This is a genomic window from Achromobacter sp. ACM03 (assembly GCF_014851665.1).
Lineage (GTDB): Bacteria > Pseudomonadota > Gammaproteobacteria > Burkholderiales > Burkholderiaceae_B > Achromobacter > Achromobacter aegrifaciens.
On record NZ_JACVAD010000001.1, the window covers coordinates 1,455,807 to 1,481,241 of the forward strand.

Annotated in this window: 24 protein-coding genes; 13 read left to right on the plus strand and 11 right to left on the minus strand. The window is 66.8% G+C overall.

The genetic code is table 11. The annotated features are described in order from the left end of the window. Positions 1–89: 89 nt before the first annotated feature. Positions 90–431: a hypothetical protein gene (locus IB257_RS06640; RefSeq protein ID WP_166738284.1), complete on the minus strand. Its 342-nt coding sequence runs from the start codon at positions 429–431 to the stop codon at positions 90–92. Here IB257_RS06640 and IB257_RS06645 point away from each other — a divergent pair. Beyond that, positions 402–1,289 carry a LysR family transcriptional regulator gene (locus IB257_RS06645; RefSeq protein WP_225588830.1) on the plus strand — a complete coding sequence of 296 codons (888 nt, stop codon included), beginning with the start codon at positions 402–404 and terminating at the stop codon, positions 1,287–1,289. The two genes, IB257_RS06640 and IB257_RS06645, sit on opposite strands and share 30 nt — an antisense overlap. A gap of 63 nt (positions 1,290–1,352) precedes the next feature. After that, a complete protein-coding gene (locus tag IB257_RS06650) occupies positions 1,353–2,264 on the plus strand; it encodes a TonB family protein (RefSeq protein WP_192492074.1) in 912 nt (303 codons plus the stop codon). Here IB257_RS06650 and IB257_RS06655 read toward each other — a convergent pair. Continuing rightward, complete coding sequence (locus IB257_RS06655) at positions 2,261–2,983, minus strand: GntR family transcriptional regulator (protein WP_119451254.1); 723 nt, start codon at positions 2,981–2,983, stop codon at positions 2,261–2,263. The two genes, IB257_RS06650 and IB257_RS06655, sit on opposite strands and share 4 nt — an antisense overlap. A gap of 110 nt (positions 2,984–3,093) precedes the next feature. Between IB257_RS06655 and IB257_RS06660 the strand changes: the two genes are divergently transcribed. The 5 genes from IB257_RS06660 (at position 3,094) to IB257_RS06680 (ending at position 9,033) form a co-directional block, all read left to right on the plus strand. Then, a complete protein-coding gene (locus IB257_RS06660; RefSeq protein WP_225588753.1) occupies positions 3,094–4,107 on the plus strand; it encodes an Ldh family oxidoreductase in 1,014 nt (337 codons plus the stop codon). Between the two features lie 31 nt (positions 4,108–4,138). Continuing rightward, on the plus strand, positions 4,139–5,362 hold the full coding sequence (locus tag IB257_RS06665) for an iron-containing alcohol dehydrogenase (RefSeq protein ID WP_119451252.1): 1,224 nt from the start codon (positions 4,139–4,141) through the stop codon (positions 5,360–5,362). 34 nt (positions 5,363–5,396) lie between these two features. Next, positions 5,397–6,845 carry an NAD-dependent succinate-semialdehyde dehydrogenase gene (locus tag IB257_RS06670; protein WP_054456212.1) on the plus strand — a complete coding sequence of 483 codons (1,449 nt, stop codon included), beginning with the start codon at positions 5,397–5,399 and terminating at the stop codon, positions 6,843–6,845. Positions 6,846–6,915: 70 nt separating this feature from the next. After that, on the plus strand, positions 6,916–8,004 hold the full coding sequence (locus IB257_RS06675; RefSeq protein WP_192492075.1) for an isocitrate/isopropylmalate dehydrogenase family protein: 1,089 nt from the start codon (positions 6,916–6,918) through the stop codon (positions 8,002–8,004). A gap of 45 nt (positions 8,005–8,049) precedes the next feature. After that, positions 8,050–9,033 carry a tripartite tricarboxylate transporter substrate binding protein gene (locus IB257_RS06680; protein WP_192492076.1) on the plus strand — a complete coding sequence of 328 codons (984 nt, stop codon included), beginning with the start codon at positions 8,050–8,052 and terminating at the stop codon, positions 9,031–9,033. 19 nt (positions 9,034–9,052) lie between these two features. Here the strand turns inward: IB257_RS06680 and IB257_RS06685 are convergent, their stop codons facing one another. Beyond that, entirely contained in the window at positions 9,053–11,428 is a 2,376-nt protein-coding gene (locus IB257_RS06685; protein ID WP_370540090.1) for a DNA internalization-related competence protein ComEC/Rec2, read from the minus strand. A 229-nt stretch (positions 11,429–11,657) separates the two neighbouring features. Between IB257_RS06685 and IB257_RS06690 the strand changes: the two genes are divergently transcribed. After that, positions 11,658–12,872, plus strand: a complete 1,215-nt coding sequence (locus IB257_RS06690) for a benzoate/H(+) symporter BenE family transporter (RefSeq protein WP_054456207.1) — start codon at positions 11,658–11,660, stop codon at positions 12,870–12,872. Positions 12,873–12,895: 23 nt separating this feature from the next. Here IB257_RS06690 and IB257_RS06695 read toward each other — a convergent pair whose 3' ends face one another. Beyond that, entirely contained in the window at positions 12,896–13,756 is an 861-nt protein-coding gene (locus IB257_RS06695; protein ID WP_192492077.1) for a DUF2272 domain-containing protein, read from the minus strand. Positions 13,757–14,047: 291 nt separating this feature from the next. Between IB257_RS06695 and IB257_RS06700 the strand changes: the two genes are divergently transcribed. From IB257_RS06700 to IB257_RS06720, 5 genes are all read left to right on the plus strand, one after another. After that, positions 14,048–15,571 carry an amidohydrolase family protein gene (locus IB257_RS06700; protein ID WP_125470667.1) on the plus strand — a complete coding sequence of 508 codons (1,524 nt, stop codon included), beginning with the start codon at positions 14,048–14,050 and terminating at the stop codon, positions 15,569–15,571. A 117-nt stretch (positions 15,572–15,688) separates the two neighbouring features. Then, a complete protein-coding gene (locus IB257_RS06705) occupies positions 15,689–16,798 on the plus strand; it encodes an ABC transporter substrate-binding protein (RefSeq protein WP_054456201.1) in 1,110 nt (369 codons plus the stop codon). 9 nt (positions 16,799–16,807) lie between these two features. After that, positions 16,808–17,671 carry an ABC transporter permease gene (locus tag IB257_RS06710; RefSeq protein WP_119451246.1) on the plus strand — a complete coding sequence of 288 codons (864 nt, stop codon included), beginning with the start codon at positions 16,808–16,810 and terminating at the stop codon, positions 17,669–17,671. Continuing rightward, the gene (locus tag IB257_RS06715) at positions 17,668–18,477 is read left to right on the plus strand and encodes an ABC transporter permease (protein ID WP_054456200.1); all 810 of its coding nucleotides are present in this window, start codon (positions 17,668–17,670) and stop codon (positions 18,475–18,477) included. The genes IB257_RS06710 and IB257_RS06715 overlap by 4 nt, the downstream gene beginning before the upstream one ends. Before the next feature lie 15 nt (positions 18,478–18,492). Continuing rightward, positions 18,493–19,362 carry an ABC transporter ATP-binding protein gene (locus tag IB257_RS06720; RefSeq protein ID WP_125470670.1) on the plus strand — a complete coding sequence of 290 codons (870 nt, stop codon included), beginning with the start codon at positions 18,493–18,495 and terminating at the stop codon, positions 19,360–19,362. A 66-nt stretch (positions 19,363–19,428) separates the two neighbouring features. On the opposite strand, the gene IB257_RS06725 is transcribed toward IB257_RS06720, so the two are convergent. The 7 genes from IB257_RS06725 to IB257_RS06755 all read right to left on the minus strand — a co-directional run bounded on the left by IB257_RS06725 (position 19,429) and on the right by IB257_RS06755 (position 25,384). After that, entirely contained in the window at positions 19,429–20,382 is a 954-nt protein-coding gene (locus IB257_RS06725; RefSeq protein ID WP_175162213.1) for a tripartite tricarboxylate transporter substrate binding protein, read from the minus strand. A gap of 112 nt (positions 20,383–20,494) precedes the next feature. Beyond that, entirely contained in the window at positions 20,495–20,914 is a 420-nt protein-coding gene (locus tag IB257_RS06730; protein ID WP_054456194.1) for a nuclear transport factor 2 family protein, read from the minus strand. A gap of 8 nt (positions 20,915–20,922) precedes the next feature. Beyond that, positions 20,923–22,146: an NAD(P)/FAD-dependent oxidoreductase gene (locus IB257_RS06735; protein ID WP_192492078.1), complete on the minus strand. Its 1,224-nt coding sequence runs from the start codon at positions 22,144–22,146 to the stop codon at positions 20,923–20,925. Beyond that, positions 22,143–22,463, minus strand: a complete 321-nt coding sequence (locus IB257_RS06740) for a non-heme iron oxygenase ferredoxin subunit (protein ID WP_054456189.1) — start codon at positions 22,461–22,463, stop codon at positions 22,143–22,145. Before IB257_RS06740 ends, IB257_RS06735 begins: the two co-directional genes overlap by 4 nt. Before the next feature lie 2 nt (positions 22,464–22,465). Continuing rightward, positions 22,466–23,734 carry an aromatic ring-hydroxylating dioxygenase subunit alpha gene (locus IB257_RS06745; protein ID WP_054456187.1) on the minus strand — a complete coding sequence of 423 codons (1,269 nt, stop codon included), beginning with the start codon at positions 23,732–23,734 and terminating at the stop codon, positions 22,466–22,468. Between the two features lie 22 nt (positions 23,735–23,756). Beyond that, the gene (locus IB257_RS06750) at positions 23,757–24,248 is read right to left on the minus strand and encodes an aromatic-ring-hydroxylating dioxygenase subunit beta (RefSeq protein WP_054456184.1); all 492 of its coding nucleotides are present in this window, start codon (positions 24,246–24,248) and stop codon (positions 23,757–23,759) included. A 35-nt stretch (positions 24,249–24,283) separates the two neighbouring features. Beyond that, a complete protein-coding gene (locus IB257_RS06755) occupies positions 24,284–25,384 on the minus strand; it encodes a cupin domain-containing protein (RefSeq protein ID WP_054456182.1) in 1,101 nt (366 codons plus the stop codon). Between the last annotated feature and the right edge of the window lie 51 nt (positions 25,385–25,435).

Consider the following 25,435-nt stretch of genomic DNA (forward strand, 5'->3'; position numbering starts at 1 on the left):
GTCGTGGTCGGCAATAAGCCAGCCCCAGGACACTGCAACTCTCGGCGCCACGCGAACCGGTGTTCGAACGGCCTCGGACTACAGGTTGGTCAGCTTTGCCAGATAGTTTTCTTCGGTGCCATGCAGATCCTGATCCTGCGTCGCCAATGCCAGGATTCCCCGCTTATGCCTACTACTCCCGCGTCGATATCGGACTGATTCCCGCGTATTGGAGGAAGGCATTCCTGCTCATCCTTCCCGCCCCTCGCGACTGCACCAAAGCGTCTGTTCTTTTCTGTTCCACGCCTGTCTCCGTCGCTATAATCAGCCGCGATATTGACATCGCCAAACCCCGCAATTAAAGGGTCGCGCCGGAAATAAACGGTTTCGTTGCGGGAAAGAATATGAATCGCCTGGTCGCAATGAATGTCTTCTGCAAGGTCGTCGAACATGGAAGCTTTACGATCGCTGCAACGCGCTTGAACATGTCCACCGCCTCGGTGAGCAAGAACGTTTCTGCGCTGGAAGACCACATAGGCACGCCGCTGCTTGCGCGCACCACTCGCCGCATCGTGCTCACCGATGCGGGCAAGACCTACTATGAAAAATGCACCCGCATCCTCGAAGATGTGGAAGAAGCCGAACGCACCGCGGGGCAGGTACAGACCACGCCACGGGGCATCCTGAAGGTGCGCGCGCCGATCGCCTTCGGCGCAGCGGATCTGGGCCGCCTGATCACGGAATTCACCGCGATTTTTCCCGAGGTCACCGTTGAAATGACACTCAACGACAAGTATCTCGACCCGGCGGACGAAGACATCGACGTCGCGCTGTATATCGGCGCAACCCCCAAGCATTTCGCGGCGGGCGCCCAGACCATCGCCACCCTGCCCAGGGCGCTGGTCGCCGCGCCGACCTATCTAAAACGCCAGGGCACCCCAAAGGACATCCTGGATCTCGCCAGCCATCAGTGCCTGATCTATAAGCGCGGCGCCAACCACAACGAATGGCGCTTTACGCGAGACGACCTGAAGCAAACCGTGCATGTCAGCGGCCCCCTGCGCAGCAACAACAGCCTGACCCTGCGCGACGCAACGCTGAACGGCGCCGGTATCGGACTGCTGCCCGCTTATCTGGTCGCGCAGGACCTGGCCGACGGCCGTCTCATGTCCCTGCTGCCGGATTGGCAGCCCGCGGAGCGAAACCTGTATGCCGTGTACCCGCAGCCGCGGCGCTCATCGCCCAAGGTGCGCGAGTTCATCAATCTGTTGGCCAGCAGCCTGGACCTGGGTGCTGCTTGCTCACGCTAGCAGCGGGTTATGCTGCCGACGCGCCCGCCTTTGCGGGTTCCTACGATCAGGAGACTTGCCCACATGAACTGGCCGATACGCGCTTGCACCATGGCAGCGATCGCCCTCTGCGCGTCCGCGGCTGTTTCCGCCGCCGCCCCTGCGAATCAGGCCGAATGGACCACTGGCGCAATGCGCAAACTGCAAAGCCATCTGGAAATGCCCAGGGAAGCGTACGAACTTGACGGTCCCCTAAGCCTGCGCCTGCGCCTCACTGTCCTGCGGGACGGCAAGATCGACGCGGTGGACCTCGCCAGTTCCTCGGGGTATGTCGCCATCGACAAGGCCGCGGTCCGCATGGTCCGGCGCGCCAGCCCGCTGCCCGCCTTCACCAGCGACATGCAGGCCGACAGGGAAATCCTGATGCTGCCGGTGCGGTTCCAGATGATCGAGGAGCCCGCCAGCGACGCCGAGCGCCGCTACGCCGACCGGACGCGCGGATTCGGCGTCACCGTGCCCGCTGCCTATCGGATCGTGAAGAGCGGCAAATCCGACGAATTCGATGTGCTGGTCGAGATCGTCCGCGCCAACGGCGCGCCGCAAGCCGCGGGCGCGGCCGGCTACCTGTGCGGCGTCGGCTTCAGCACGCCGCGCAAATCGCTGAAGACGCATCCCGGCGCCGAAGCGCCGCTCTCTGCCGCCGAGCGCATGGCTGCGGCCGAAGCGATCCTGGCCGCGCAGGGCGAATCGCCCGAGCAGCGCAGCGGCTTCGAGTTGCAGGGCGCCAAGGGCATCGACTATGTCGCGCCCGCGGGCGCAGGACCGGATGGCACGCGCCTGCTGGAATACAACGCCTTGCTGGATACCGCGACGCTGCGCGTCGCGATGCGCTGCACCGCGACTGCCGAGGACATGCCGGCAGCCTTGCCCGCGTTCCGCAAGATACGGGACGGCATCAGCCTGGGCGGGCATACGGCTGCACCGGCCGCGCGCTAATCCAACATTTCGAAGTACGGCGCCATGCGCTCGCGCGACCTGAGAATGTGGTCGCGCATGGCATCCTGAGCGCCATCGGCATCACGCTCGCTCAGCGCCCGCACGATGCGTGCATGCTCGGTCACGGCTTCTTCCGTGACCCTCGAGTGGAAGCGCAGCCGGAACAGATGGGTATGCGCGTACAGCCGGGCCAGCGCTTCGGCAAGCAGTTCATTGCCGCTCTGCTCCGCGATCCAGGAGTGGAACTGCGCGTCCAGCACGGCGAATTTGCCATAGGCCACGCGCGCATCATCGGCGCTCGGGGCGCTCATTGCCGCAGACAGCGCCGCCAGTTCCTGCAGTGACGCGTCCGTCATGCGTTGCGCCGCCAGCCCGGCACCGAATGGCTCCAGCTGCAAGCGCAGTTCGTACATCTGCTCGAAACGCCTGCGCGTAGGCATGGGCGCCGCGCTGTATCCCACGTGATGCGTCTTGACGACCAGCCCTTCGGTTTCAAGCCGGATCAGCGCGGCGCGTATCGGCGTTTGCGATACGCCTAGCTCACGCACCAGCGCATCGACCGCGATGCGCATGCCGGGCGCGATCTTCAGGGAAATGAGCTGCGACAGCAGCGTTTCATAGACCTCGTCGCCCAACGACCGCACGCGCTCGCCCAGGCGCTGGCCGGCCGCGGGCATGGTCGAGGGTACGGCTGCGGAACCGCGAGAGAGTGTCGTCATGGTTGTTTCACCCGATTTGCCAACTATGTGTTGACGTCCAATTTGTTACGAGGTTAGCATAAATCAGATCGTATTTCAGATCCGATCGGATTTAACAACTTAACGACACTATGACGACAACGATAAAAATGGGGGAGGCAAGGCAGGTTTGCATCCGCGCGCTGGAACTGGCCGGAGCCCCGACCGACCACGCTGCGACGCAGACCGACCTGCTGCTTGAAGCCGAATTGCGCGGGCGCGCGTCCCACGGCCTGCTACGCCTGCCGCGCATCATCGAACGCATCCACAACGGCGTGGCCGACCCGAAAACCCGCGGCACGGCCGTCTGGCGCTCCCCAGCTTTCCTGGACATGGATGGCGAGCACGGCCTGGGGCCGGTGATCGCGCTGGCGGCCCTGGAGCAGATCCGCGAACGCGCTCGCGAGACCGGAATCGCCATCGCCGCGGTCAGCAACAACAACCATATCGGCATGCTGGCGCTCTACGCGGAAAGCGCGGCGCGCGAAGGCCAGATCCTTTTGGCCTTGTCGACCAGCGAAGCCCTGGTCCATCCCTGGGGCGGCCGTCAAGCCCTGATCGGCACCAACCCGATCGCTATCGGCGTACCCACCGCGGACGAACCGTTCGTGCTGGACATGGCCACCAGCCAGGTCGCCATGGGCAAGATCCACGACTACGCCAACCATGGCCGGCCACTCGAGCCGGGCTGGGCGCTCGACGGCGCCGGCAACCCCACCACGGATGCCGAAGCTGCCAAAGCGGGCGCACTGGCCCCCTTCGGTGAAGCCAAGGGTTACGCGCTGGGCCTGGCGTTCGAAGTGCTGGTCGCCAGCCTGACGGCATCCGCGCTGGGCAACGCCGTCAGGGGCACGCTGGATTCCCGCGAGATATGCAACAAGGGCGACGTCTTCATCGCGATCGAGGCCGGGTCGGGCGGGATTGCCAGCCGCGTCACGAGCTACCTGGATGACATCCGCGCCTGCCCTGCCCTGCTGCCCGGGCGGCCCGTCGCGGTGCCAGGCGATCGGGCGCGCACCGAACGCCGCCTGCGGCTGGATGCAGGCATCGAACTGGCCGACGAGGTCTGGCGCCGCATCCTCGACCTGGCGCAATGCGCCGCCTGAATTTCCCCAGACACCCTTTCAAGGATCCACAATGAATGAATTGTTTGGAATCATGCGCGCACCGCGCGCCGTGCTGTTCGGCAACGGCCAGCGCCTTGCGCTGGGCCGCGTCGCAGCCGCCCTGGGCCAGCGCGCGCTGATCTGCACCGACGAGCGCTTCGCCGCCACGGCGGAAATGTCCGAACTGCTGGCCACGCTGGAAAGCGCCGGCGTGCGCGTCCAGGTGTACGACCGCACCCAGCCGGACCTGCCCGTCGAGGGCGTCTACGAATGCGTGGCAGCGCACGGCGCGTTCCAGCCAGAGGTAATCGTCGGACTGGGTGGCGGCAGCTGCCTGGACATGGCAAAGCTCGTCAGCCTGCTGCTGACGCATGGCGGGAAGGCCTCCGATTACTACGGTGAATACAAGGTGCCCGGCCCGGTGCTACCCGTGATCGCGCTGCCCACCACATCGGGCACGGGCTCCGAGGTCACGCCAGTCGCCGTGCTGGCCGATAGCGCCCGCGATCTGAAAGTGGGCGTCTCCAGTCCGCACCTGATTCCCCACACCGCCATCTGCGATCCTGAACTGACGCTGACCTGCCCCAAGGGACTGACCGCCATCGCCGGCGCCGACGCCTTGACCCATGCCATCGAGGCCCTGACCGCGGTCCGTCGCAGTCCGGATGCCGACATCGCGCAGACCCGCGTATTCGTTGGCAAGAACGCCTTCAGCGACCAGCAGGCGCTGATTGCCATCCGCGCGCTCGCGTCCTATCTGCCCCGCGCCGTCGACGACGGCTCCGACCTTCATGCCAGGGGTCAGGTCATGGCCGCGGCGCTTGCCGCTGGCCTGGCCTTCGGCGTGGCGGGCACCGCGGCGGCCCACGCCATCCAGTACCCGATCGGCGCGCTGACGCACACGGCGCACGGCGCAGGCGTGGCGACCCTGATGCCCTATGTCATGGATTTCAACGCAACGGCCTGCAGCGCGGACTATGCGGCCATCTCTATGGCGATGGGGGACACGGAAACCGATCCCGCGCGCCTCGCCGCCCGCGCGCCGCGCCATGTCTACGACCTGTTCTCGCGCATCGGCATCCCTGCAACGCTGGCTGGACTGGGCGTGCGCGCCGACCAGCTCGAATGGATCGCCGCGCAGTCCATGCTGGCCGCGCGCCTGGTCACGAACAATCCGCGACCGCTGGACCAGGACGGCATCGCCGCCATCGTGGCCGCCGCCTACGCGGGACGCGGCTCGTTTCGCGCATCTTGATAACCCGCCTTCCACCCACATCCGGAGCTGACGCATGACCATCGAGGCCAACAAGCTGTCTACAGACCTTTACATCGACGGCGCCTGGCGCGCCTCCACCTCGGGCCGTCGCATCGACGTGTACGACCCGTCGACCGAGCAGGTAATCGCCAGCGTGGCGGACGCCACGCTCGAAGACGCCGCCGCGGCCGTGGACGCAGCGGCGCGCGCTGCCGCAGGCTGGGCAGCTACACCCGCGCGCCAGCGCGGCGAAATCCTGCGCAAGTGCTATGAACTGATGGTCCGCGACGCCGACCATCTGGCACATCTGATTTCCCAGGAGAACGGCAAGGCGTTGACGGACGCGCGCGGCGAGGTCGCCTACGCCGCCGAGTTCTTCCGATGGTTTTCCGAGGAGGCGGTGCGCATCAATGGCGACATCAGCGTATCGCCCGGCGGCGCCAGCCGCATCATCGTGCAGTACCAGCCCATAGGCATCGCCCTGCTGGTCACCCCGTGGAACTTCCCCGCGGCCATGGCAACCCGCAAGATCGCGCCCGCGCTGGCCGCCGGCTGCACCTGCATCCTCAAACCCGCGACCGAGACCCCCTTGACCGCTTACGCCGTCATGCGCCTGCTGGAAGAAGCCGGCGTGCCTGCGGGCGTGGTCAACGTACTGACGACCTCCTCGGCTGGCAAGTTCGCCAACGCGGTGCTGGATGATCCGCGCGTGCGCAAGCTCTCCTTCACCGGTTCAACGGAAGTGGGCCGCGTGCTGCTGCGCAAGGCGGCGGATTCCGTCATCAGCTGCTCGATGGAGCTGGGCGGCAATGCGCCGTTCCTGGTCTTCGACGACGCGGACATCGATGCCGCCGTCGAAGGCGCCATGATCGCCAAGATGCGCAACGGCGGCGAAGCCTGCACGGCGGCCAATCGCTTCTACGTGCAGCGCGGCGCAGTCGAGGAATTCAGCGCCCGCTTCGCCGCGCGCATGGCCGCGCTGAAGACCGGCGACGGCGTCGATCCCGGCACCCAATGCGGCCCCTTGGTCAATGCGGGCGCGGTGGACAAGGTGGCATCGCTGGTGGCCGACGCCGTCGCCAAGGGTGCGCGGATCAAGGCCGGCGGCAAGCGGCTGGACCGCGCCGGGCACTTCTACGAGCCCACCGTGCTGGTGGATGTGCCCGCCGACGCCGACCTGCTTGCCGAGGAAATCTTCGGTCCCGTGGCGCCCATCGTGGCGTTCGATACCGAGGACGAAGCCGTGGCCTTGGCCAACGCCACGGAGTATGGGCTGGTCGCATACGTCTATACCCGCGACCTGGCGCGCGGACTGCGCGTATCCGAACGCATCGAAAGCGGCATGATCGCCCTGAACCGCGGCCTGGTATCCGATCCCGCGGCGCCTTTCGGCGGCGTCAAGCAAAGCGGCCTGGGCCGCGAAGGCGCGCACCATGGGCTGCTTGAGTTCATGGAAGCCAAGTACATATCCACCAATTGGTAAGCCCTGACGGCCGCGTCCCGGGCGCGGCCGTCCCTCTGATTGCAAAACCCTCACGAGGAGACAGCCACACATGGCTAAGTATGAAATTGCGACCATCGACGGCGATGGCATCGGTCCGGAGGTCTGCCAATCGGCGATCACCGTACTGAAGGAAGCCTGCGGCGCCGACCTGCTCTCATTCAGCAGCTACGACGGCGGCGCCGACCACTACGTCAGGTCGGGCCAGGTTTTGCCCGACGACACCTACGCAGCCTGCAAGGCGGCTGACGCCATCCTGCACGGCGCGGCCGGCATGCCGGGCGTGACCTACCCCGACGGCACCGAAGTCGGAAACGACCTGCATCTGCGCCTGCGTTTCCGGCTGGACCTGTACGCCAACGTGCGCCCGATCCGCTTGTACCAGGGCGTCGATTCGCCGCTCAAGAATTTCAAGCCGGGACAGATCGACTACGTCATCGTGCGCGAAAACACCGAAGGCCTGTACGCCAGCCGCGGCGGCGGAATCGTGCTGCGCGATGAAGTGGCGACCGACACCATCGTCGTCACCCGCAAGGGCATCGAACGCGTCGCCCGCTTTTCCTTTGAGCTGGCGCGCCAGCGCAACGGCGCGCCGCGTGACGGCAAGCGCCGCGTCACGGTGTGCGACAAGGCCAACATCCTGCGCACCTACGCCTTCTTCCGCGCGGTCTGCGATGACGTGGCCGCCAGCTATCCCGACGTCGAAATCGATTACGCCTATGCCGACGCCATCACAGTGCACATGCTCAAGCGGCCGGATTTCTATGACGTGATCGTGGCGGAAAACATGTTTGGCGACATCATTTCCGACCTGGGCGCCGCCACGATAGGCGGCATGGGCCTGTCGGCGTCTGCAGAACTGGGCGACACCCACGGGCTCTTCCAGGGCGCGCACGGATCCGCGCCCGACATAGCCGGCCAGAACGCCGCCAGTCCGCTGGCCACCATTCTGTCGGGCGCGCTCATGCTGCGCTGGCTGGGCGACAAGCATGCCGATGCCGCGCTCTCCGATTCCGCGCAACGCATCGAGCGCGCGGTCGAACAGGTGCTCGCCATAGGCGACCACGCGCCACGCGACCTGGGCGGCACGGCAAGCTGCACCGACATGACCCAGGCCGTCTGCCGCGCGTTGTCGCGCTGACGGCAAGGCCCCCCACCTAGAAAAGAAAATACGAGGAGACACCCCATGCTACGCATCACCCCCTTCCTGTGCGCCGCCCTGACCGCAGCAGCCTTTGCCGCTCCCGCCGCCGCCCAGGACTATCCCAGCCGCGCCATCACGGTCATCGTGCCCTTCGCGCCCGGCGGCACCAGCGACACGCTGGGCCGCCTGGTGGCCACGTCGCTGTCCAAGCAATTGGGCCAGACGGTGGTCGTCGAAAACTCAGGCGGGGCCGGCGGCCTCATCGGCATGCAGAAGCTGCAGAAGAGCGCACCGGACGGCTACACCCTGGCCTTCAACAACATGTCGCTGGCGATCCTGCCGCATCTGCATCCCAAGGCCAACTACGATCCGCAAAAAGAATTGGCGCCCATCGGCATCGTCGCGACCGTGCCCATGGTGCTGTCGGTCAGCAACAAGAGCGGCATCCAGGATCTGCCCGCCATGCTCAAGCGCATCCGCGACGTGAACGCCGTCAAGCTCAACCTGGGCTCAAGCGGGCCGGGCAGCACGGCGCACCTGGCCGAGGCCATGTTTCTGCACTTCGCCGACGCACGCGGCGAACTCATTCCCTATCGCGGCACAGGTCCCGCGCTGACCGACCTGATGAGCGGCATGATCGACGGGGTCATCGACCAGACCGTGACCATGCTGCCCCTGCATCAGGACAAGCGCGTCAAAGCCATCGCCGTGACCGGAACCGCGCGCCTGGCGCAAAGTCCGGACATCCCCACCTTTGCCGAGGGCGGACTGCCTGAGTTCGATCTGGCCATCTGGAATGGCCTGGTGGCGCCGGCTGGCACGCCGCAGCCTGTGGTCGAAAAACTGGCCGCCGCCCTGTCGCAGGCGATAGACACCCCAGAGTTCAAGACTCGTCTGGAACAATTGGCGGCGCAAGCGCCTGCCGCGCAGGAACGCGGCCCCATCGCATTCTCCGATCTGCTCAACCGCGACTCGCAACGCGTATCGTCGCTGGTCAAGAGCGCGAACCTGCTCGGCGCCAATTGAACGCCGCGGGCGGCCTCAGTCAGCGCCCATGCCAATACCGCCGCCCGCGTTCACGCTCAGCCCACATATGCAGACCCCCAGCGCCTGAAGTCGCCATCACCGCGCCATCGCGGTCGCTGCGCCAAAACGCCGCGCCCGCGCGCGTCCACCGCAGTTCCACCGCGCGGGCCGGATGGCGAAAGCGGTTCAAATGCCCCACCTGTGCGATCGCATGGCCGGCTGCGGACGCGTCCACCAAGTCCCTGCCCGAGGACGATGCCGAACCGTGATGCGGCGCCATCACCACGTCGACTCCGGGCAATACCCGGGCCAGCGCATTTTCCTGAGCCACGCCCACATCGCCCGTCAGCAGCAGCGCATGCGATGTCCCCTGCACCAGCAGCACGCAGCTATCGGCATTGCGGCCCTGCCCGTTCCTGCCGCCGGCATCCGCGGGGTTCAGGAAGGTGAATGTCACGCCGTCCACCTCCCAGCTCATGCCGCGCCGGCAACGCCCCACATCGGCGGGCAACGGCGGCGTGGCGCTGCCGGCCTGCGGCCACATCCGGATATCGCGGCGCAGGAACGCAGCGAGATCGAACGATGCGTAGCTGCGCCCTGCCGGAACCGCCGCCAGCACCGCGCGCAATCCGCCCACGTGGTCCAGGTCGGCATGCGACAGGACCAACACGTCCAACCGCCGGATACCCCGCGCCAGCAGGAACGGCGCGACGACGCGTTCGCCCGCGTCGCTGCCGCCGTAATGGCGCGGCCCCGCGTCAAACAGCAAGGCCTGGCTGGCCGTCTCTACCAGGATGGCGCTACCCTGCCCCACATCCATCGCGCTCATGCGCCAATATCCTTGCTCGGGCCGGTCGGGCCGCCAAAACAGCAACGGCAGCATGCAGAGCCATCCCAGATGCCTGCCCGGCCATCCGCGCACCTGCAGCGCCCAGACCATGCCCGCCAAGGCCAGCAGCAGCCAGGGCCACGACGCCGCCGCAACCGGCACGCTGGCCCAGGACGCGTTGCCCACCCAGGACACCGGCGCCATGATCAGGTCGAACGCCTGCAGGCCCCATAGCCCGGCCAACTCGGCCAGCCCCTGCGCCCCCGGCAAGACCGACAAGGCGGCACACGCCAAAGCCAGCGGCGTCACGACGAAGGTCACGACGGGAATCGCCACCGCATTGGCCAACGGCGATCCCAACGACACCTGATGCACCAGGTAGGCCAGCAAGGGCGTCAGGCCCACGGTCACCATCAGCTGCAGGCGCACCGCTTGCGCCAGCCTGGCCGAGCAGCGCCGGCGCCAGCCGGCTTCGCGGTCGACCGGCGCATCTGCGATGCGCAACAGCACCGCCACCGCCCCGAACGACAGCCAGAATCCCGGCGACACCGGCGCCCATGGATCCAACGCCACGACCGCCGCAGCCGCGCATGCCAGCACCCGGCCGCCCGAAAGCGGCAGACGCGACACCGCGGCCGCCAGCACCACCGACAGCATGAAGAACGTGCGGCGCGCCGGCACGCCCCAGCCCGCCAGCAGGCAATACAGCAGTGCGACCAGCGCGGCCGCCGCCCCGCCCGCCACGCGCGCGGGCACGTGCTCGGCCAGCCCCGCGCCGCGCCAGCGCCCTCGCCGCCACAACGCCGCCACCAACAGCCCGGCGATGCCCGCTATCGAGGTCACATGCATGCCGCTGATCGACACCAGATGCGTGATGCCGCTGCGGTTGAACAGCAGCCAGTCCTCGCGCGCGACGCCGGCCTGATCGCCGATGGCCAGGGCGACCATCACTGGCGCATAGCGATGTTCCCCCAAGGCCGCGCGCAAACCCTCCCGCACGCTGTGGCGCGCCCGCTCGATGGCAATGCCCGGCGTTGCCCATGGCCTGTCCGCCAGCAGCCTGGGCTGTCCGCGCACCGTAGCCACCGCCCGTATCCCTTGCGCGAACAGGCGCCCTTCCACATCCGGCCCCGCTGGATTCAACAAGCCGTGCGGACGCCGCAACACCAGCGCCATGCGCCAGACCTGGCCGGGCTTGATTTCGGGAATCAGCGCCTGCGGGCCGGGCGGCGCCTGCCACGAGACCTGAACGCGCGAGGGAATGCCGGGTGGCGCGGGCTCATCCAGTTCGGCCAGAAAGCGTTGGCCGCGCTCGTCGCCATCCGGCAGGCTGGCCACGCGCAGCGCCAGGCGCGACACGGCGTCCTGATGCTCATCCGACAGCGCATCGTCCAACCTGGCTTGGGCTTGCAGACTGGCGTTCAGCGAACCCGCACACACGCCCAGCATCAAGGCGGCAAGCTGGCGCGCCAGACCGGGCCGCGAGCGCAGGCAGGCAACCAGCCCAAGCAGGCAAGCCCCTGCCAGCCACCATGCGGCGCCTGCGCCGGGCAGCCGCGGGGACACCTGGACCAGTCCCGCGCCAGCCACGAACGCGACGCAGAAAATTCGGCCAGTGATAGCGATCTCCCAAAACCGGGGAGCGTAGGCGCATGCATTGCCGCATGGGCATGGGAGTGACCGGATTTGCCCACCTCGGCTGGGCGCAAGCGCAGCCAGGGTGCCGCCGCACGCGATATTTCCTGTATTGTTTCGGTGCTCGGCAAAATGCTTCACTCATTAATGAGATAAGTCCATGGCCCCTCCAGAAACGATCCCAGCCGCCTCGTCCTCGTTCCCGGCGACTGAGCTGACCAACGCTTTCGTCGCTTTCCTGTTTTCCGCGTCTGCGCCGGTAGCGATCATCCTGAGCGCGGGCGTGAAAGGGGGACTCAGCCAGGCCACCCTCGCCTCCTGGATCTTTGCGGCCTTCGTGCTCAACGGCATCCTTACCATCGTGATGTCGGCCATTTACCGGCAGCCGCTCGCCTTCCTGTGGACCATCCCGGGCGCGGTGCTGGTCGCCAGCGCCCTGCAACACCTGCCCTTTGCCGAGGTCGTCGGCGCCTATTTGCTGACCGCCGCGCTGATGCTGGTACTGGGGCTGACCGGCTGGGTCGGCGCCATCATGGACCGCATCCCCATGCCCATCGTCATGGGGATGGTCGCGGGCGTTTTTCTGAGCTTCGCGCTGGACTGGATCCGATCATTCGCCTCCGATCCGTGGCTGGCTGGCGCCATGACCGCGACCTTCTTCGCGGTCTCGTTGTTCCCCGCGGTGCAAAAGCGGCTCTCGCCCATCATCGGCGCGCTCATCGCCGGCGTATGCACGCTGGCGTTCACGGGCAGGACGCCCGCGCTGGAACATGTGACGTTCGCGACCTCGCTGGCAAGCCCGCAGTTCTACGCCCCGGTATTCTCTTGGGGCGCCGCGTTCGAACTGGTGTTGCCGCTGGCCGTGACCGTGATCGCGGTGCAGAACGCGCAAGGCATTGCCGTGCTGCGCAACTCGCTGCACCGCCCGCCGGTCAACGCCATCACCAATGCCTGTGGCGTGTTCTCGGCGCTGACCGCCTGCCTGGGCTGCGTCTCCACCTGTCTGGCCGGGCCGTCGAATGCCATCATCGCCTCCGGCGCCAACGCGTCGCGGCACTGGCTGGCCGCGGTCTTCCTCGGGGTGATGGTGATCGTGTTCGGGCTGTTCTCCCCGCTGGTCACGCAGGCGCTGCTGGCCACGCCCGCGGCCTTTGTCGCCACGCTGGCGGGACTGGCGCTCTTGCGCATCCTGCAAGGCGCATTCCACACCGCGTTCCGCCAGCACTTCACGCTGGGCGCCCTGGTTGCCTTCCTGGTGACGCTGGGCGGCCTTCCGCTGCTGGGCATCGGCGCGCCCTTCTGGGGCGTGGTGTTCGGCGTGGCGACCAGCTTCATCCTGGAGCGCGGGGACTTTGCGAAGCAGTCGGCGGCTTGAGATCGCCTGCGCAACAGCGCCCCTCAATCAATTCGGTTCTTCATCAGGACGATGGCTTCTCCGACCAGTTTTCCCTTGAGGAAACGTTGGTTCTTCGCGATGTTGCCATCGGCCGTCAGCTGATACCCGGTGACGAAGACCGACTGGCTGACGTTGCCCCCTATGGCCAACGCAACCTCGGTGCCTACCGCCACGATGATGTCGGAATGGCTGGGAGCTTCCGGATTCTTTGAGGCTGCGAGATATTGATCGAACGTGTAGGGCTTGTCCCGCCAGCTGCCGATGATGTCGCCGACCTGCGGCTTTTCTTCCGTTATGCGTACGCCCCAAAACGGCGCGGACCGGTCCTCGCTCGCCCGCTTCCTGATGGCATCCCACATATAGGCCGCGTGACCGACGGACCGCTTGAATGCCTGGAATTCAGGGATGGTCTTCGCCGCATTGCTCACCATGAGGGAAATGGCGACGGCCGACCAGGGATAGCCGGTGTCCTTTCCGGTCAGATTCCTTTTCAGCGCCTTCCACATCTCGTGGATGTAAGTGCTATAGGGTTCGACGGTCTCCTTTCCCCGTCCTTTGTCGAATCGTAGCCACTGTTCCACTGCCGCTGCCACGAGCGCCTCGCGAGCCGGAGTATCGAGTGGCCGCAGCGTTGGCTGCTTGGCAGTGGGGGCCCACTTGAATTTCGAATCCGCCAGGCCATCGACCGAATAGCCTTCGACGGTCAGGCCGCCCATTTTCGTCCGAACATGGTGCCACCCCGCGGGTGCGCCTCCCAGATCCTCCACCTCCTGGCCCAGGGTCAGGCTACCGATAGGCGTGTTGTTCTCGGTACTGGGAATGGACCGCAGGTTGACGGCTTCGACACTGACGAAACGCTTCATGAGACGCTCCCCGATCTGCTCGGACATTGGCTGCGTGACCCGACAGTACGCGATAACGTTCCGACAAGCCCTCCTCCGGTCGCACGAGAGGCGCAGCCGCAGATACCATCCGCACAAAATATGGGGATGCCGGAATTCCGAGAGTCTCCCCAAATGCCATAAGCACATCACTTAGTTGGAAATTGCGAATCGGTCGTTTGGCCGGGCGGTCATCTCCCGTACTGTGACCTGTCCGCGCCGGCCTTGCCGAATCCGCAAGGCGCCGCGTCCGTTTCACTCTCGGAGACCCGCATGAACGACCGGCTGCACCGTACCCAGGCTTCCCGCTCCGCCGCAATCAAGGCGAAGCTGGACTATCCCGTGATCGATACCGACGTACACGTCAACGACTACGCGCCCGTGCTGGAGGATTACATCCAGCACTATGGCGGTTCCAAGCTGGTGGACGTGCTGCGCAAGACGCAGGGCTCGCGCTTTGCCACCAAGTCCCAGGGCAAGGACTGGTACCAGCAGACCCCGGAAGAACGGCAGCGCAACCGCACGCTGCGCTCGCCCTGGTGGGCGCGCGTCACGCGCAATACCCTGGACCTGGCGACCGTCACGCTGCCCGAGCTGCTGTACGAGCGCCTGGAGGAACAGGGTTCGGACTACTCCATCCTGTTTCCCAACGACGTGCTGGCGCCGCTGGGCGCTGGCGACGATTACCGTCAGCCGCTGCATCGCGCCATCAACCACTTCCATGCTGACCAGTACCGCAAGTACAGCGACCGCCTGACGCCCGTGGCGGGCATTCCGCTGAATACGCCGCAGGAGGCCATCGAGGAACTCGAATTCGCGGTCAAGACGCTGGGATTGAAGGTGGCCAATATCCCCGGCGGCGTGCGGCGGCCGATCAAGGCCATCGCCGACAAGTATCCGCCCGCTGAATTCCCGGAGATCGCGCGCCATGCGTCCTACGTGGATTTCTTCGGCCTGGACAGCGAGTACGACTACGATCCGTTCTGGGCCAAGGCGGTGGAGCTGGGCGTGCCGCTGGCCACCCACTACGGCAGCCAGGGCTGGACCGGGCGCCACTCCATCAGCAACTACATGTTCAACCATATCGGCCACTTCGCCGACGGTTCCCAGGCCTTCGCCAAGGCGCTCTTCTTCGGCGGCGTGACGCGGCGCTTTCCGAACCTGCGCGTGGCCTTGCTGGAAGGCGGCGCGGACTGGGGCGCGCACGTGTACGCGCACCTGGTGGACCGCTGGGAAAAGCGCAATCGCAACGCCGTGCAGCAGTACAACCCGGCCAACGCGGACGTGGAGCTGCTGGCCGACCTGTTCGAACGCTATGGCGCCAGCCTGCTCAACGGACGCGAGCTCAACAAGGACACCTTGCTGCGCGACAGCCTGGGCATCTCGGCGCTGCACCACAGCCGCGAACCGCAGGGCGACGAACTCGACGACTTCGCCGCGGCCGGCATCGAGAGCGTCGAGGATATCCGCAAACGCTGGGTCGACAGCTTCTACTTCGGATCGGAGGCCGACGACCGGACCATAGGCGCGGCCTTCAACGACCGCGCCAATCCCCTGAACACCAAGCTCAACGCGATCTGGTCGTCCGACGTCGGCCATTGGGATGTGCCGGACCTGACCGAGCCGCTGGCCGAAAGCTGGGACCTGGTGGAAGACGGCGTGATCTCCGCGGCCGATTTCAAGGCCCTGGTGTTCGACAACCCCTACCGCTTCTACACCCAGGCGAACCCCGAGTTCTTCAAGGGCACGCGCATCGAGCAGAAGCTGCAGGCGCACGCAGAAAAGCGCGCGGCCTGACCTTATCGCATACCTGCAATCCCGCCCGCCGGCACATGCCGGCGGGCGTCTGGCCCTGTCCGCGGCCGGCGCTTGCCCGCCCGGACCTGTCTTTCATCATCGATATACGGAACAACCATGCGCACCCTGCCATCCCCCCTCAGCCTGATCTCACGCCTGATGCTGGGCGCTGCCTTGTGCGCTGTCAGCCTCGCCTCCCTGGCCGCGCCCGACGTGGTCCGCATCGGCGTGGCGACCGCCGGCGGCGGCGACCCCATCACCTGGGGCGGCTCGCCAGGCGGCGTGGCGCGCGCCAACAACTGGCTGGAAGAGGCCTTCAAAGGCACCGGCACCGAAGTGCAATGGTTGTTCTTCAAGGGCGCGGGCCCCGCGGTCAACGAAGCGCTCTCGAACAAGCAGATCGATTTCGCCTACCAGGGCGACCTGCCGTCGGTGGTAGGCCGCTCCAACGGGCTGAAGACCCGCATCCTGCTGGGCAGCGGCGTGCGCAACAACCTGTACGTCTCCACGCCCAAGGACTCCGCGCTGCAATCGCTGGAAGACCTGAAGGACCGCAAGGTCTCGATCTTCCGCGGCACCAACGGCCATCTGGTCGCCATCAACGTGCTGGCCTCGCGCCAGCTGACCGAACGCGACATCAAGGGTGTAAACCTCGACACCGGCAGCGCGCAGGCGGCGCTGGTCTCCAACGGCGTGGATGCGGCGTTCGGCGGCTATGAGTACTTCAAGCTGCGCGACCAAGGGCTGGCGCGCATCATCTACTCAACCAAGGGTCAGGACCCCTCGTTCACGCGCCAGGCATCCCTGCTGGTGCGCGAGGATTTCGAAAAGGAGAACCCCGAAGCCGTGCAACGCGTGGTCGACGTGTTCGTGCGTGCGGCGCAATGGTCTTCGGACGAGCAGAACCGGGACGCGCTCTTCAAGATCTGGGCGCGCAGCGGCACGCCTTACGCGTCCTGGCAGGCGGAGTTCGACGGCGAGGTGCTGGCCGTGCGCAATTCGCCGCTGCTGGACGAGTTCCTCGCAGCGCGCTACCAGGCCGTGGCGGACGACGCGCTGAAACTGAAGCTGATCCGCCGTCCCGTGAGCGTAGATGGCTGGTTCGAACCCCGCTACCTCAATGCCGCGCTGCAAAAGGCCAATCTTGCCGCCCGCTGGACCGCGTTCAATGCGCAAGGCCAGCCGGCCGCCGGCGAGCGCCAGGCCAGCGCCGCCGCCGCGCGATAAGGAGCCGCCATGTCCGGGAACACACTGAGCGCCCCGCTTGCGTCCGCGCACCGCGGCGCTCGCCTGGCGCCTGCCGCGCTGCTGCGCAACGCCGGCAGCCGCTTGCTGCCCTGGCTGCTGCCGCTGGCGCTGCTCGCGCTTTGGCAGCTGGGCGCGTCGCAGGGTTGGATCTCGCCGCAGGTGCTGCCCTCGCCCCACTTCGTCTGGCTTACCTTGCAGGACCTCTACAGCAGCGGCGACCTCTGGCTGAATGTGCAGGCCAGCATGCAGCGCGTGCTGGTGGGTTTCGCAGCCGGCAGCGTGCTGGGCCTGGCGCTGGGCGCCGCGATGGGATTGTGGCGTCCGCTGGAAGCCTACATCCTGCCCACCTTCAACGCGCTGGTGCAGATCCCGGTCCTGGCGTGGCTGCCCTTCGTGCTGCTGCTGGTGGGCATAGGCGAGCCCTTGAAGTACATCCTGATCGCCAAGGCCGCGCTGGTGCCGGTAACGCTGAACACCTTGCAGGGATTCCGGCAAACGCCCGCCAGCCTGCTGGAAGTGGCCCGCGTCTACGGCTACACGCGCCGCCAGCAGGTGCTGGAAGTCGTGCTGCCCCACGCCCTGCCCACGCTCTTCACCGGCTTGCGGCTGGGCTTCACCAAGGCCTGGCTGTCGCTGGTGGTGGTGGAGCTGGTCGCGTCCAGCGAAGGTCTGGGCTACCTGATTGTCTACGGCCGGCAGCTGTTCCAGCTGGACCTGGTGATGGCGGCGGTGATCGTGGTGGGCGCCATCGGCTACGCCATCGACAAGCTGCTGGACCTGGCCGAAGCCCGCGCGGGCGGCGGCCAGGCTGCCACCCGCCTGGGCGCGGCATCCACGGGAGCGCGGGCATGAGCGCGGCGTCCATCTCCACGCTTCCCGTGGTCCGACGCGGAGGCGCCTGGTTGCGCGCGCGCTGGCGCGGCCTGGTGCTGCCCGCCGCCGCCATCCTGGCCTGGTGGGCGCTGGCGCGGCTGGACTGGGTATCCACGCCGCTGCTGGTGTCGCCGGGCAAGGTGCTGGAGACGGCGGCCAGCCAGATCTCCTCAGGCCGTCTATGGCGCGCGCTGAGCGCCAGCCTGGCGCGGGAATTCACCGGATTCGCGATAGGCACCGCGCTCGGCCTGATACTGGGTGCGCTGCTGGGCCTGCTGCCCTTGTTCAACCGCATCGTGGGTCCCAGCTTCAACACTTTCAAGCAGATCTCGCTGTTTGCCTGGATCCCGCTGATCTCGGTCTGGTTCGGCCTGGGCGACGTGGCCAAAGTGACGTTCCTGTCGCTTGCCGCCCTGGTGCCCGTGGTCGTCAATACCTGCGACGGCATACGCAGCACCCCCACGGCGCTGCTGGAAGTGGCCCGCGTGTTCGGCTATTCGCGCTGGCAGACGCTGCTGCATGTGGTCCTGCCAGCGGCCGCGCCTTCGATCTTCACCGGGGTATACCTGGCGCTGATCTACTCCTGGCTGGCGACGATAGGCGCGGAGTATCTGCTGGTGGCCGGCCACGGCATCGGCAACACCTTGATCGAAGGCAGCGAACACTTCCAGATGGACCTGGTGATCTTCGGCATGTTCGTGATCGGCCTGGTGGGCTGGTCCATGAACGCCTTGGCCCGCGCGCTGGAGCGCAGGCTGGCGCGGCACCGCTACGGCGCCGCCTGATGGAGTAGGAAAGGAATGACGAGCATCTTCGGCAAGGAATTGAACATTCGCGGCGTGGGCAAGCGCTATGCCGGCCCGGGCGACGGCGCAGAAGCGCTGCAGGTCCTGCAGGACATCAACCTCGACGTGCCCGCCGGGCATTTCGTCAGCATCGTGGGCGCCAGCGGCTGCGGCAAGTCCACGCTGCTGCGCCTGATCCTGGGGCTGGACGGCGAGTACTCCGGCCAGATCCTGCTGGACGGCGCCCCGGTGCGCGGCGCAGGCCTGGACCGCGGCATCGTATTCCAGGACCATCGCCTGTTTCCGTGGCTGAACGTGGAACGCAACATCGCGGCGGCGCTGCGCAACGCGCCGCTTTCGAAGGCAGAAAAGCGCGAGCTGGTGGCCGAGCACATCGCGCTGGTCGGCTTGCAGGGTTTCGAGAAGTCCTACCCGCATCAGATCTCGGGCGGCATGGCGCAGCGCGTGGCGATCGCGCGCGGCCTGGTCAACCGTCCGCGCGTGCTGCTGCTGGATGAGCCGCTGGGCGCCCTGGACGCGTTGACGCGGTCCCGGCTGCAGAACGAGTTGCAGCGCATCTGGCAGCAGGAGCAGATCACCATGGTGCTGGTCACCCACGATGTGGAGGAAGCCGTGTTCCTGGGCGACCGCGTGGTGGTGATGCAGCCGCGCCCGGGGCGCATCCGCCGCATCGTCGACGTCGATCTGCCGCATCCGCGCAACCGCAGCGATCCGCGCTTCATCCGCCTGCGCGACGACGTGCTGAGCGATTTTCTCGATCCGGACGGGCGCGTGACCCGCCATGAAGAACAGCCGCCGCCTGGCGGCCTGGCGGCGACAGTGGGAGCATTGCCCGCGTTGGGACGCTTGCGCATGGCCTGGTAGCTGCTTGTGCACAAAAGCAAGCCGGCGGCACGCGCCGCCGGCTTGGTTGGTACAGGCGTCAGCCGCTCAATCGATCGACGCGCCCGCCACCTTCACGACCTTCCCCAGCCGCGCATACTCTTCCGCGCCGAACTCCGCCAGCGCCTGGCGCGACGTGGGCGCAGGAATCGCGCCCCGAGACTCCAGCATCTTGCGGACTTCCGGCTGTTGCAGCGCGCGGTTGACCGCGGCGTTGAGCTTGTCCAGCACGGCGGCCGGCGTGCCCTTGGGCGCGTACAGGCCGTCCCAGGCAAAGAACTCATAGCCCTTCAGGCCCGCTTCGCTGATCGTGGGAATGTCCGGATTGGAGGCCACGCGGTCCGGCGTCGTCACGCCCAGCGCCCGCAGCTTGCCCGCCGCGATCTGGCCCGACACGTTGGGCATCACGTCGATCATGAACGAGATACGCCCGCCCAGCAGATCGGTCATGGCCGCGCCGCCGCCCTTGTAGGGAATGTGCATGACCTTGGTGCCCGCCATCTGGTTCAACAATTCACAGGCCAGGTGCGAGGACGTGCCATTGCCGGCGGAACCGCAGGTCAGTTCGCCCGGATTAGCCTTGGCGTAGGCCAGCAGCTGCGGCAGGGTCTTGAAGCGCTCGTCCGTGGCATTGACCACCAGCGCCGCCGCAATGACGGTAAAGCGCGAAATCGGCTCGAAGTCCGACGGCGCATAGCCCGGCGACTTGTACAGCCAGTGATTGGTGGCCTGGGTGCCGTTGGTGCCGTATGACAGCGTATAGCCGTCGGGCTTGGCGCGCGCCGCGATCGAGGTGCCGATATTGCCGCCCGCGCCGGGGCGGTTCTCGACGATGATGGACTGCCCGAGTTCGCGCGACAGCGGCTCCGCGACCAGGCGCGCCAGCGTGTCGCCGCCGCCGCCGGCCGCGAACGGCACCACCAGCGTGATCGGATGGTTCGGCCAGTCGGCCTGCTGCGCCTGGGCGCCGGACACGACGGCGGCACAGGCGGTCGCCAGCATGCAATGCAAGATTCTTGAGGGTTTCACGGTTTGTCTCCTGAGGTATTTACGGTACGCGTCCGCTGCTTTTTGAATGGTCCGGACGCGTGGGTTGGTATCGATTCGAGGCCCGTCATTCGGGCGGAAGATGACGGCGGCTGCTCTTGTCGGCCAGCCGCCAGCCGGCGTCCGTCTCCACCAGCACGTCCTGGCATTCGCGGATGGCCACCAGGCGCGGCGCGCCACCCTGTTCATGGGGCACGCTTTCGTAGGCGGTCAGGAAGTAGCCGACGGTGGCGCGCGCGCCGGCCAGCTCGACCAGCCGCAGATTGGTGATGACATGGCAGGTGCTGCGCTCGGGCGCGCGGGCATTCAGGGCTTGCAGGACTTCCTGGCGGCCGGCAAGCCGGCGGCCCTGCCGTTGCCAGACGCCGTCCTCGGCCATCAGCGCGGCCGCGGCCTCGTGACGCCGCGTGTCCAGGGCGTGGAAGAACTCCAGCACCACGGATTCGCAGGCCGTCTTGGCCAGCATGGGCAAAATCGGGTTTTCCATTGCAATCCTCATCCGATCTGGGCGCTGGCCAGCGGCACGTCAGGCCGCTCGAGCAACGCCGGGTCCAGGGCCGCGCGCTGCGCGATCCATTTGCGCAGCTGGCGGAAATCGCGCGCCGCATCCACCGATACGCCAGCCACGGCGCGGCCGCTGGCGTCCAGCGCCACCGACAGCAAGGCGCGCTCCCCTGCCTGCGGCCGCAGCACTTCGCTGCGGGCCAGGCCCGGGAATCCGACGATCTGCACCATGGCGTCGTATTGCTCCGACCAGACGGCGCCGGTCGGCGCATAAGGTTCGCCCAGGCCCAAGGCTGACAGCGCGGCTGCCGTGCCCTGGTCCTGCGCGTTCTGCCACGATTCCATGCGCGCATGGCCGTCCTCGGCCGTCAGCACCGCGACGTCCCCTGCCGCATAGACGTCCGGGGCGGAGGTCCTGCAATACTCGTCGACCAGCACGCCGCGTTCGCAGGCCAGGCCGGCATCACGCGCCAGTTCGTCATTGGCCCGCAGGCCCACGCCCAGCACGATGGCGTCCGCATCCAGACGCGTGCCGTCGGCAAGTTCCGCCACGGGGCGGCCGTCCGCCTGCGCCAGCACCGCGCGCAGGCCGGTGTTCAAGCGCAAGTCCACGCCATGGGCGGCATGCAGCGCGGCCAGGTGCGCCGACACCGCAGGCTGCACGCTGCGGGCGCACAACCGCGCCCCCTGCTCCAGCACGGTGACGGCGCTGCCGGACTGGCGCGCCGTCGCCGCCACTTCCAGCCCGATCCAGCCGCCCCCGACCACGACCAGGCGGCGGCCCGGGCCGAGGCTGGCGCGCAGGCGCAGCGCGTCGTCGCGGGTGCGCAGCACATGCACGCCGGGACCGTTTACGCCGGGCAGCGCGGGGACTACCGGCCTGCCCCCCATGCACAGGATCAGCTTGTCGTAGGCGATGCTGCCGCCGTCCGAGGTATCCACCTGCCTGTCGGCCACGCGCAGGCGCGTCGCCGACACGCCCGGCTGGAACTCGATGCGCAGCGCCGCCAGCCGCTCGGCCGAAAACAGCTCGGTGCTTTCGGGCACGGCCTGGCCGCCCAGCACCGCCTTGCTCAAGGGCGGGCGTTCGTAAGGCGCGTGGGGCTCATCGCCCAGCAGCACGATGCGGCCTTCGTAGCCGCGTTCGCGCAAGGTCGTCGCGGCCCAGCCGCCGGCCTGACCCGCGCCGACCACCACGATGGCGCCGGAGTTCATGCGGCTTCCGCCTTCAGGTAGACCGTGCCCGACTCCACCCGCACCTCGTAGCGGCGCAGGTCCGTCGTGACCGGCGGGCATTGCGGCTTGCCGGTGCGGATGTCGAAGACGCCCTGGTGCAGCGGACATTCGATGGTGCCGTCTTCCAGGTAGCCGTCGGCCAGGCTGGCGTTGCCGTGCGGACAGCGGTCCTGCGTGGCGCAGATATCGCCCTGCAGGTTGTAGAGGCAGACGCCCTCGCCTTCATGCACCACGCGCAGGGTGCCGGTGTCGGGGGAAATGTCCGACACCATCGCCACGGGTTTCCAGGTATCCATGCTCACAGCCCCATCGCCTTGCGGTAGTAATCGTAGAAGGAGCGGATCAACACCTCGGTCACCATGTAGTCGGCGGGCTCGGTATCGCGGCCGCCCATCTCGATGATGCCGCGCTCTTCCGGATAGCCGGTGACGCCGATCTGCACCTGGTTCAGCATTTCGCTGTCGTCCATCGACACGAAGCCGGCCGGACCCAGCAGGTTGGCGTGCTTCAGGCGCAGGCGGGTCATCTCCTCGTCGTCGTCTTCGTAGCCGTAATAGGTGAACACCAGTTCGTGCTCGGTCGGGCTGCGCGGAATGACGTGGCGGGTCTTGAGCGAGTTGGCCTGGATGCCGAACTGCGCGGCCGGGAACACCCACGCGCCGCCGACGCGGCCGCGGTTGAACTCGGCGCGCGGCGTCACGGTTTCCAGGTCCAGCAGTTCGAGGTCGTCGCGGAAACGGCTCATTTCCGTGGTGGCCTCGGTCTTCTTCTTGCCCTCGTTGTGCGACACCATCACGCTGTGCGCGCCGCCGCCGGTGGGGATGCATTCGGACTTGGAGTCCGCGCGCCACAGGCCGAAGGTGATGTAGAAAGTGTGCAGCAGCGTGGCGTGGTACGGATCCTTCAGGTTCTCCAGGTACATCTTCCAATTGCTGGGGATCAGCTGGCGGCTGTAGCCCAGCAGCTTGAGCGGCTTGCCCGGCAGCATGTGGTCGATTTCCGCCAGCACTTCCGGACCGCAATAGTCCTCGAAGCTGGGCGCGTCCTCGGCGAAGGTGGCCCAGATCGAGCCGCCCCGATTCACGCTGCGCAGCTTGCGGATGCCGTTCTGCTTGGGATCGAAGTCGCGCGGCATGCCGCCCTTGCCCATGGCGCCCCGGCGAAACGGCACGCCCTGCAGATTGCCGTTCAGGTCATAGTTCCACTGGTGGTAGGGGCAGGTGAAGTCCTCGACCTTGCCGGTGTTCTGCCAGCAGATCTGCGCGCCGCGGTGCGCGCAGCGGTTTTCCAACACGTTGATCTCGCCTTCCGCGTTGCGGACCATGACCACGGGGCGGTCGCCGATCCAGTTGCGCTTGTAGCAGCCGACCTCGGGCACTTCGCATTCCAGGCCCACGTAGTTCCAGGTCTTGCCTCCGAAGAAAACGTCCATCTCCTTCTTGAAGATGGCGGGATCGGTGTAGACCCAGTTGGGGATGCGCGTATAGCCTTCCTTGGGCCAGCGGCGCTCGATATGGATGGGAGCCGCCGCCGGAGCCTCTGGCGCGGTGCTGTGGGTACAGGTCATGATGGGTATCCTCGGGGCGGATTCAGATGGGAACGATGAGCGAAGTGCGCACACGGTAGTTGTCGTACACGCAATCGCGGCGGCTGAAGGCCAGGCCCTCGGGCGTTACGCGCACCACGTCCAGATAGCGGCCCACCATGTTCAAGGTGGGCTCGCGGTCGGACAGCGACTCCATCACGGCGAAGTTGGCCTGCGCCACGATGTGGTCGCCCTGCACTTCCAGCACGCGCACGCCGCTGATGAAGTGACGCAGCGAACGCGGCTCGAACATGGTGGTTTCGCGCAAGGCCGTAACGCGGTCACGCACCATGTTCTTGTTCATGCAATAGATCAGGCCCAGGGGCAGGCCGGCGTCATGGTTCTCCCGCGACAGCACCCGGTAATGGCAGTCTTCGGTGAAAAATGCAGGCCAGTCCTCCAGCCGGTCTTCGTCCAGGCAGTAGGCGTAATCGTCATAGAAGTCCCGCAGGCGCGCACGCAGCGACGGGGTATCGGAAAGCTCGGTCATGGTCATTGCGGATCCAGGTATCGGTTCTAGGAAATCGCGTCCTATCGGGCCGCGGCCAGCTGCGCGCGGTTGCTCTCGAAGCCGCTCTGGCTGCCCAGCGCCAGGATGGGTTCCTGCATGCGCTCCTGCCAGATAAGCGACTCCATGGCGATCTGCAGCGGATGGTCCTGCACCGTCAGCGCGGAGGTGGTTTCCGTGCCCGAGTGATGCGAGTGCATGGCCCAGCCCGGCGCCGACAGGATCAGGTCGCCAGCCTTCCAGTCCAGCCGCGTGCCGTTGACCTTGCTGTAGCCGTTGCCGCGCAGGTAGTAGTTGATGGCCGACGAGCTGTGGCGGTGCGGCACATGGTGGTTGTCCGGCGGCGACGAGGAAATCGTCGCGAAGAAGCTGTGCGTGGTGCCGATGCGGCGTTCGGTCGCCGGGTTGTACAGCACGAACAGGCGACGGCCGTTGTAGCCGCGCGCCATGTCCTCGACGCTGGGCAATTGGCGCGACACCGCGGCCCAGGGCCAATGCAGCGCCTTGGATTCCAGCACGTCGATGTCGATCAGCCATTCATAGCCCAGCAGCCAAGCGCCCTCGGGCGTGATCTGCTCGCGCAGCGCCAGGTCGCGCGAACGGGCCGCGTCGGGCGCGCGCGGCGGCACCGGCTTGGTGTTGGCATCGGCCGGCGGCACGCTGCCCTCGAACTCCTCGACGTAGTGGATCTCCAGCTTTTCCAAGAGCGGCGCGTTGGAATACGACAGGCGCACCCAGGGCGTCTTGCCCTCGTTGCGATAGGAATGCACCTGCATGGCGGGGGTGTTCCAGACGTCCCAATGCCCGACGCGGATGTCACGCCCGGCCACCGTGGCCACGCCCTCGCCGCTGATACAGATCTCCAGCATGTTGGAGTTCTTGCGCAGGTTGAAGGTGCTTTCGCCCGGATTGACCACGTTGATGGTGACGTCCGTTCCCGGGGCCAGGCCCAGGCCCGGCGCCGTGGCTTCCGGGTGCACGATGAGGGAGGCGCGGCGGCCGTTGTCCGGCCGGGGCGCGTCGGTCAGGCGCGCGATCTCGAGATCGATATCCTCCTTGGGGATGACGATGGACGGCCATTTGTTTTGTTCCCGCGGACTGGCGCCGCTGACGTCTACGAACATGTATGTCTCCTCTTGCCGCCGGCGCCCTGCGCCGGCTGTACGGTTATGCGA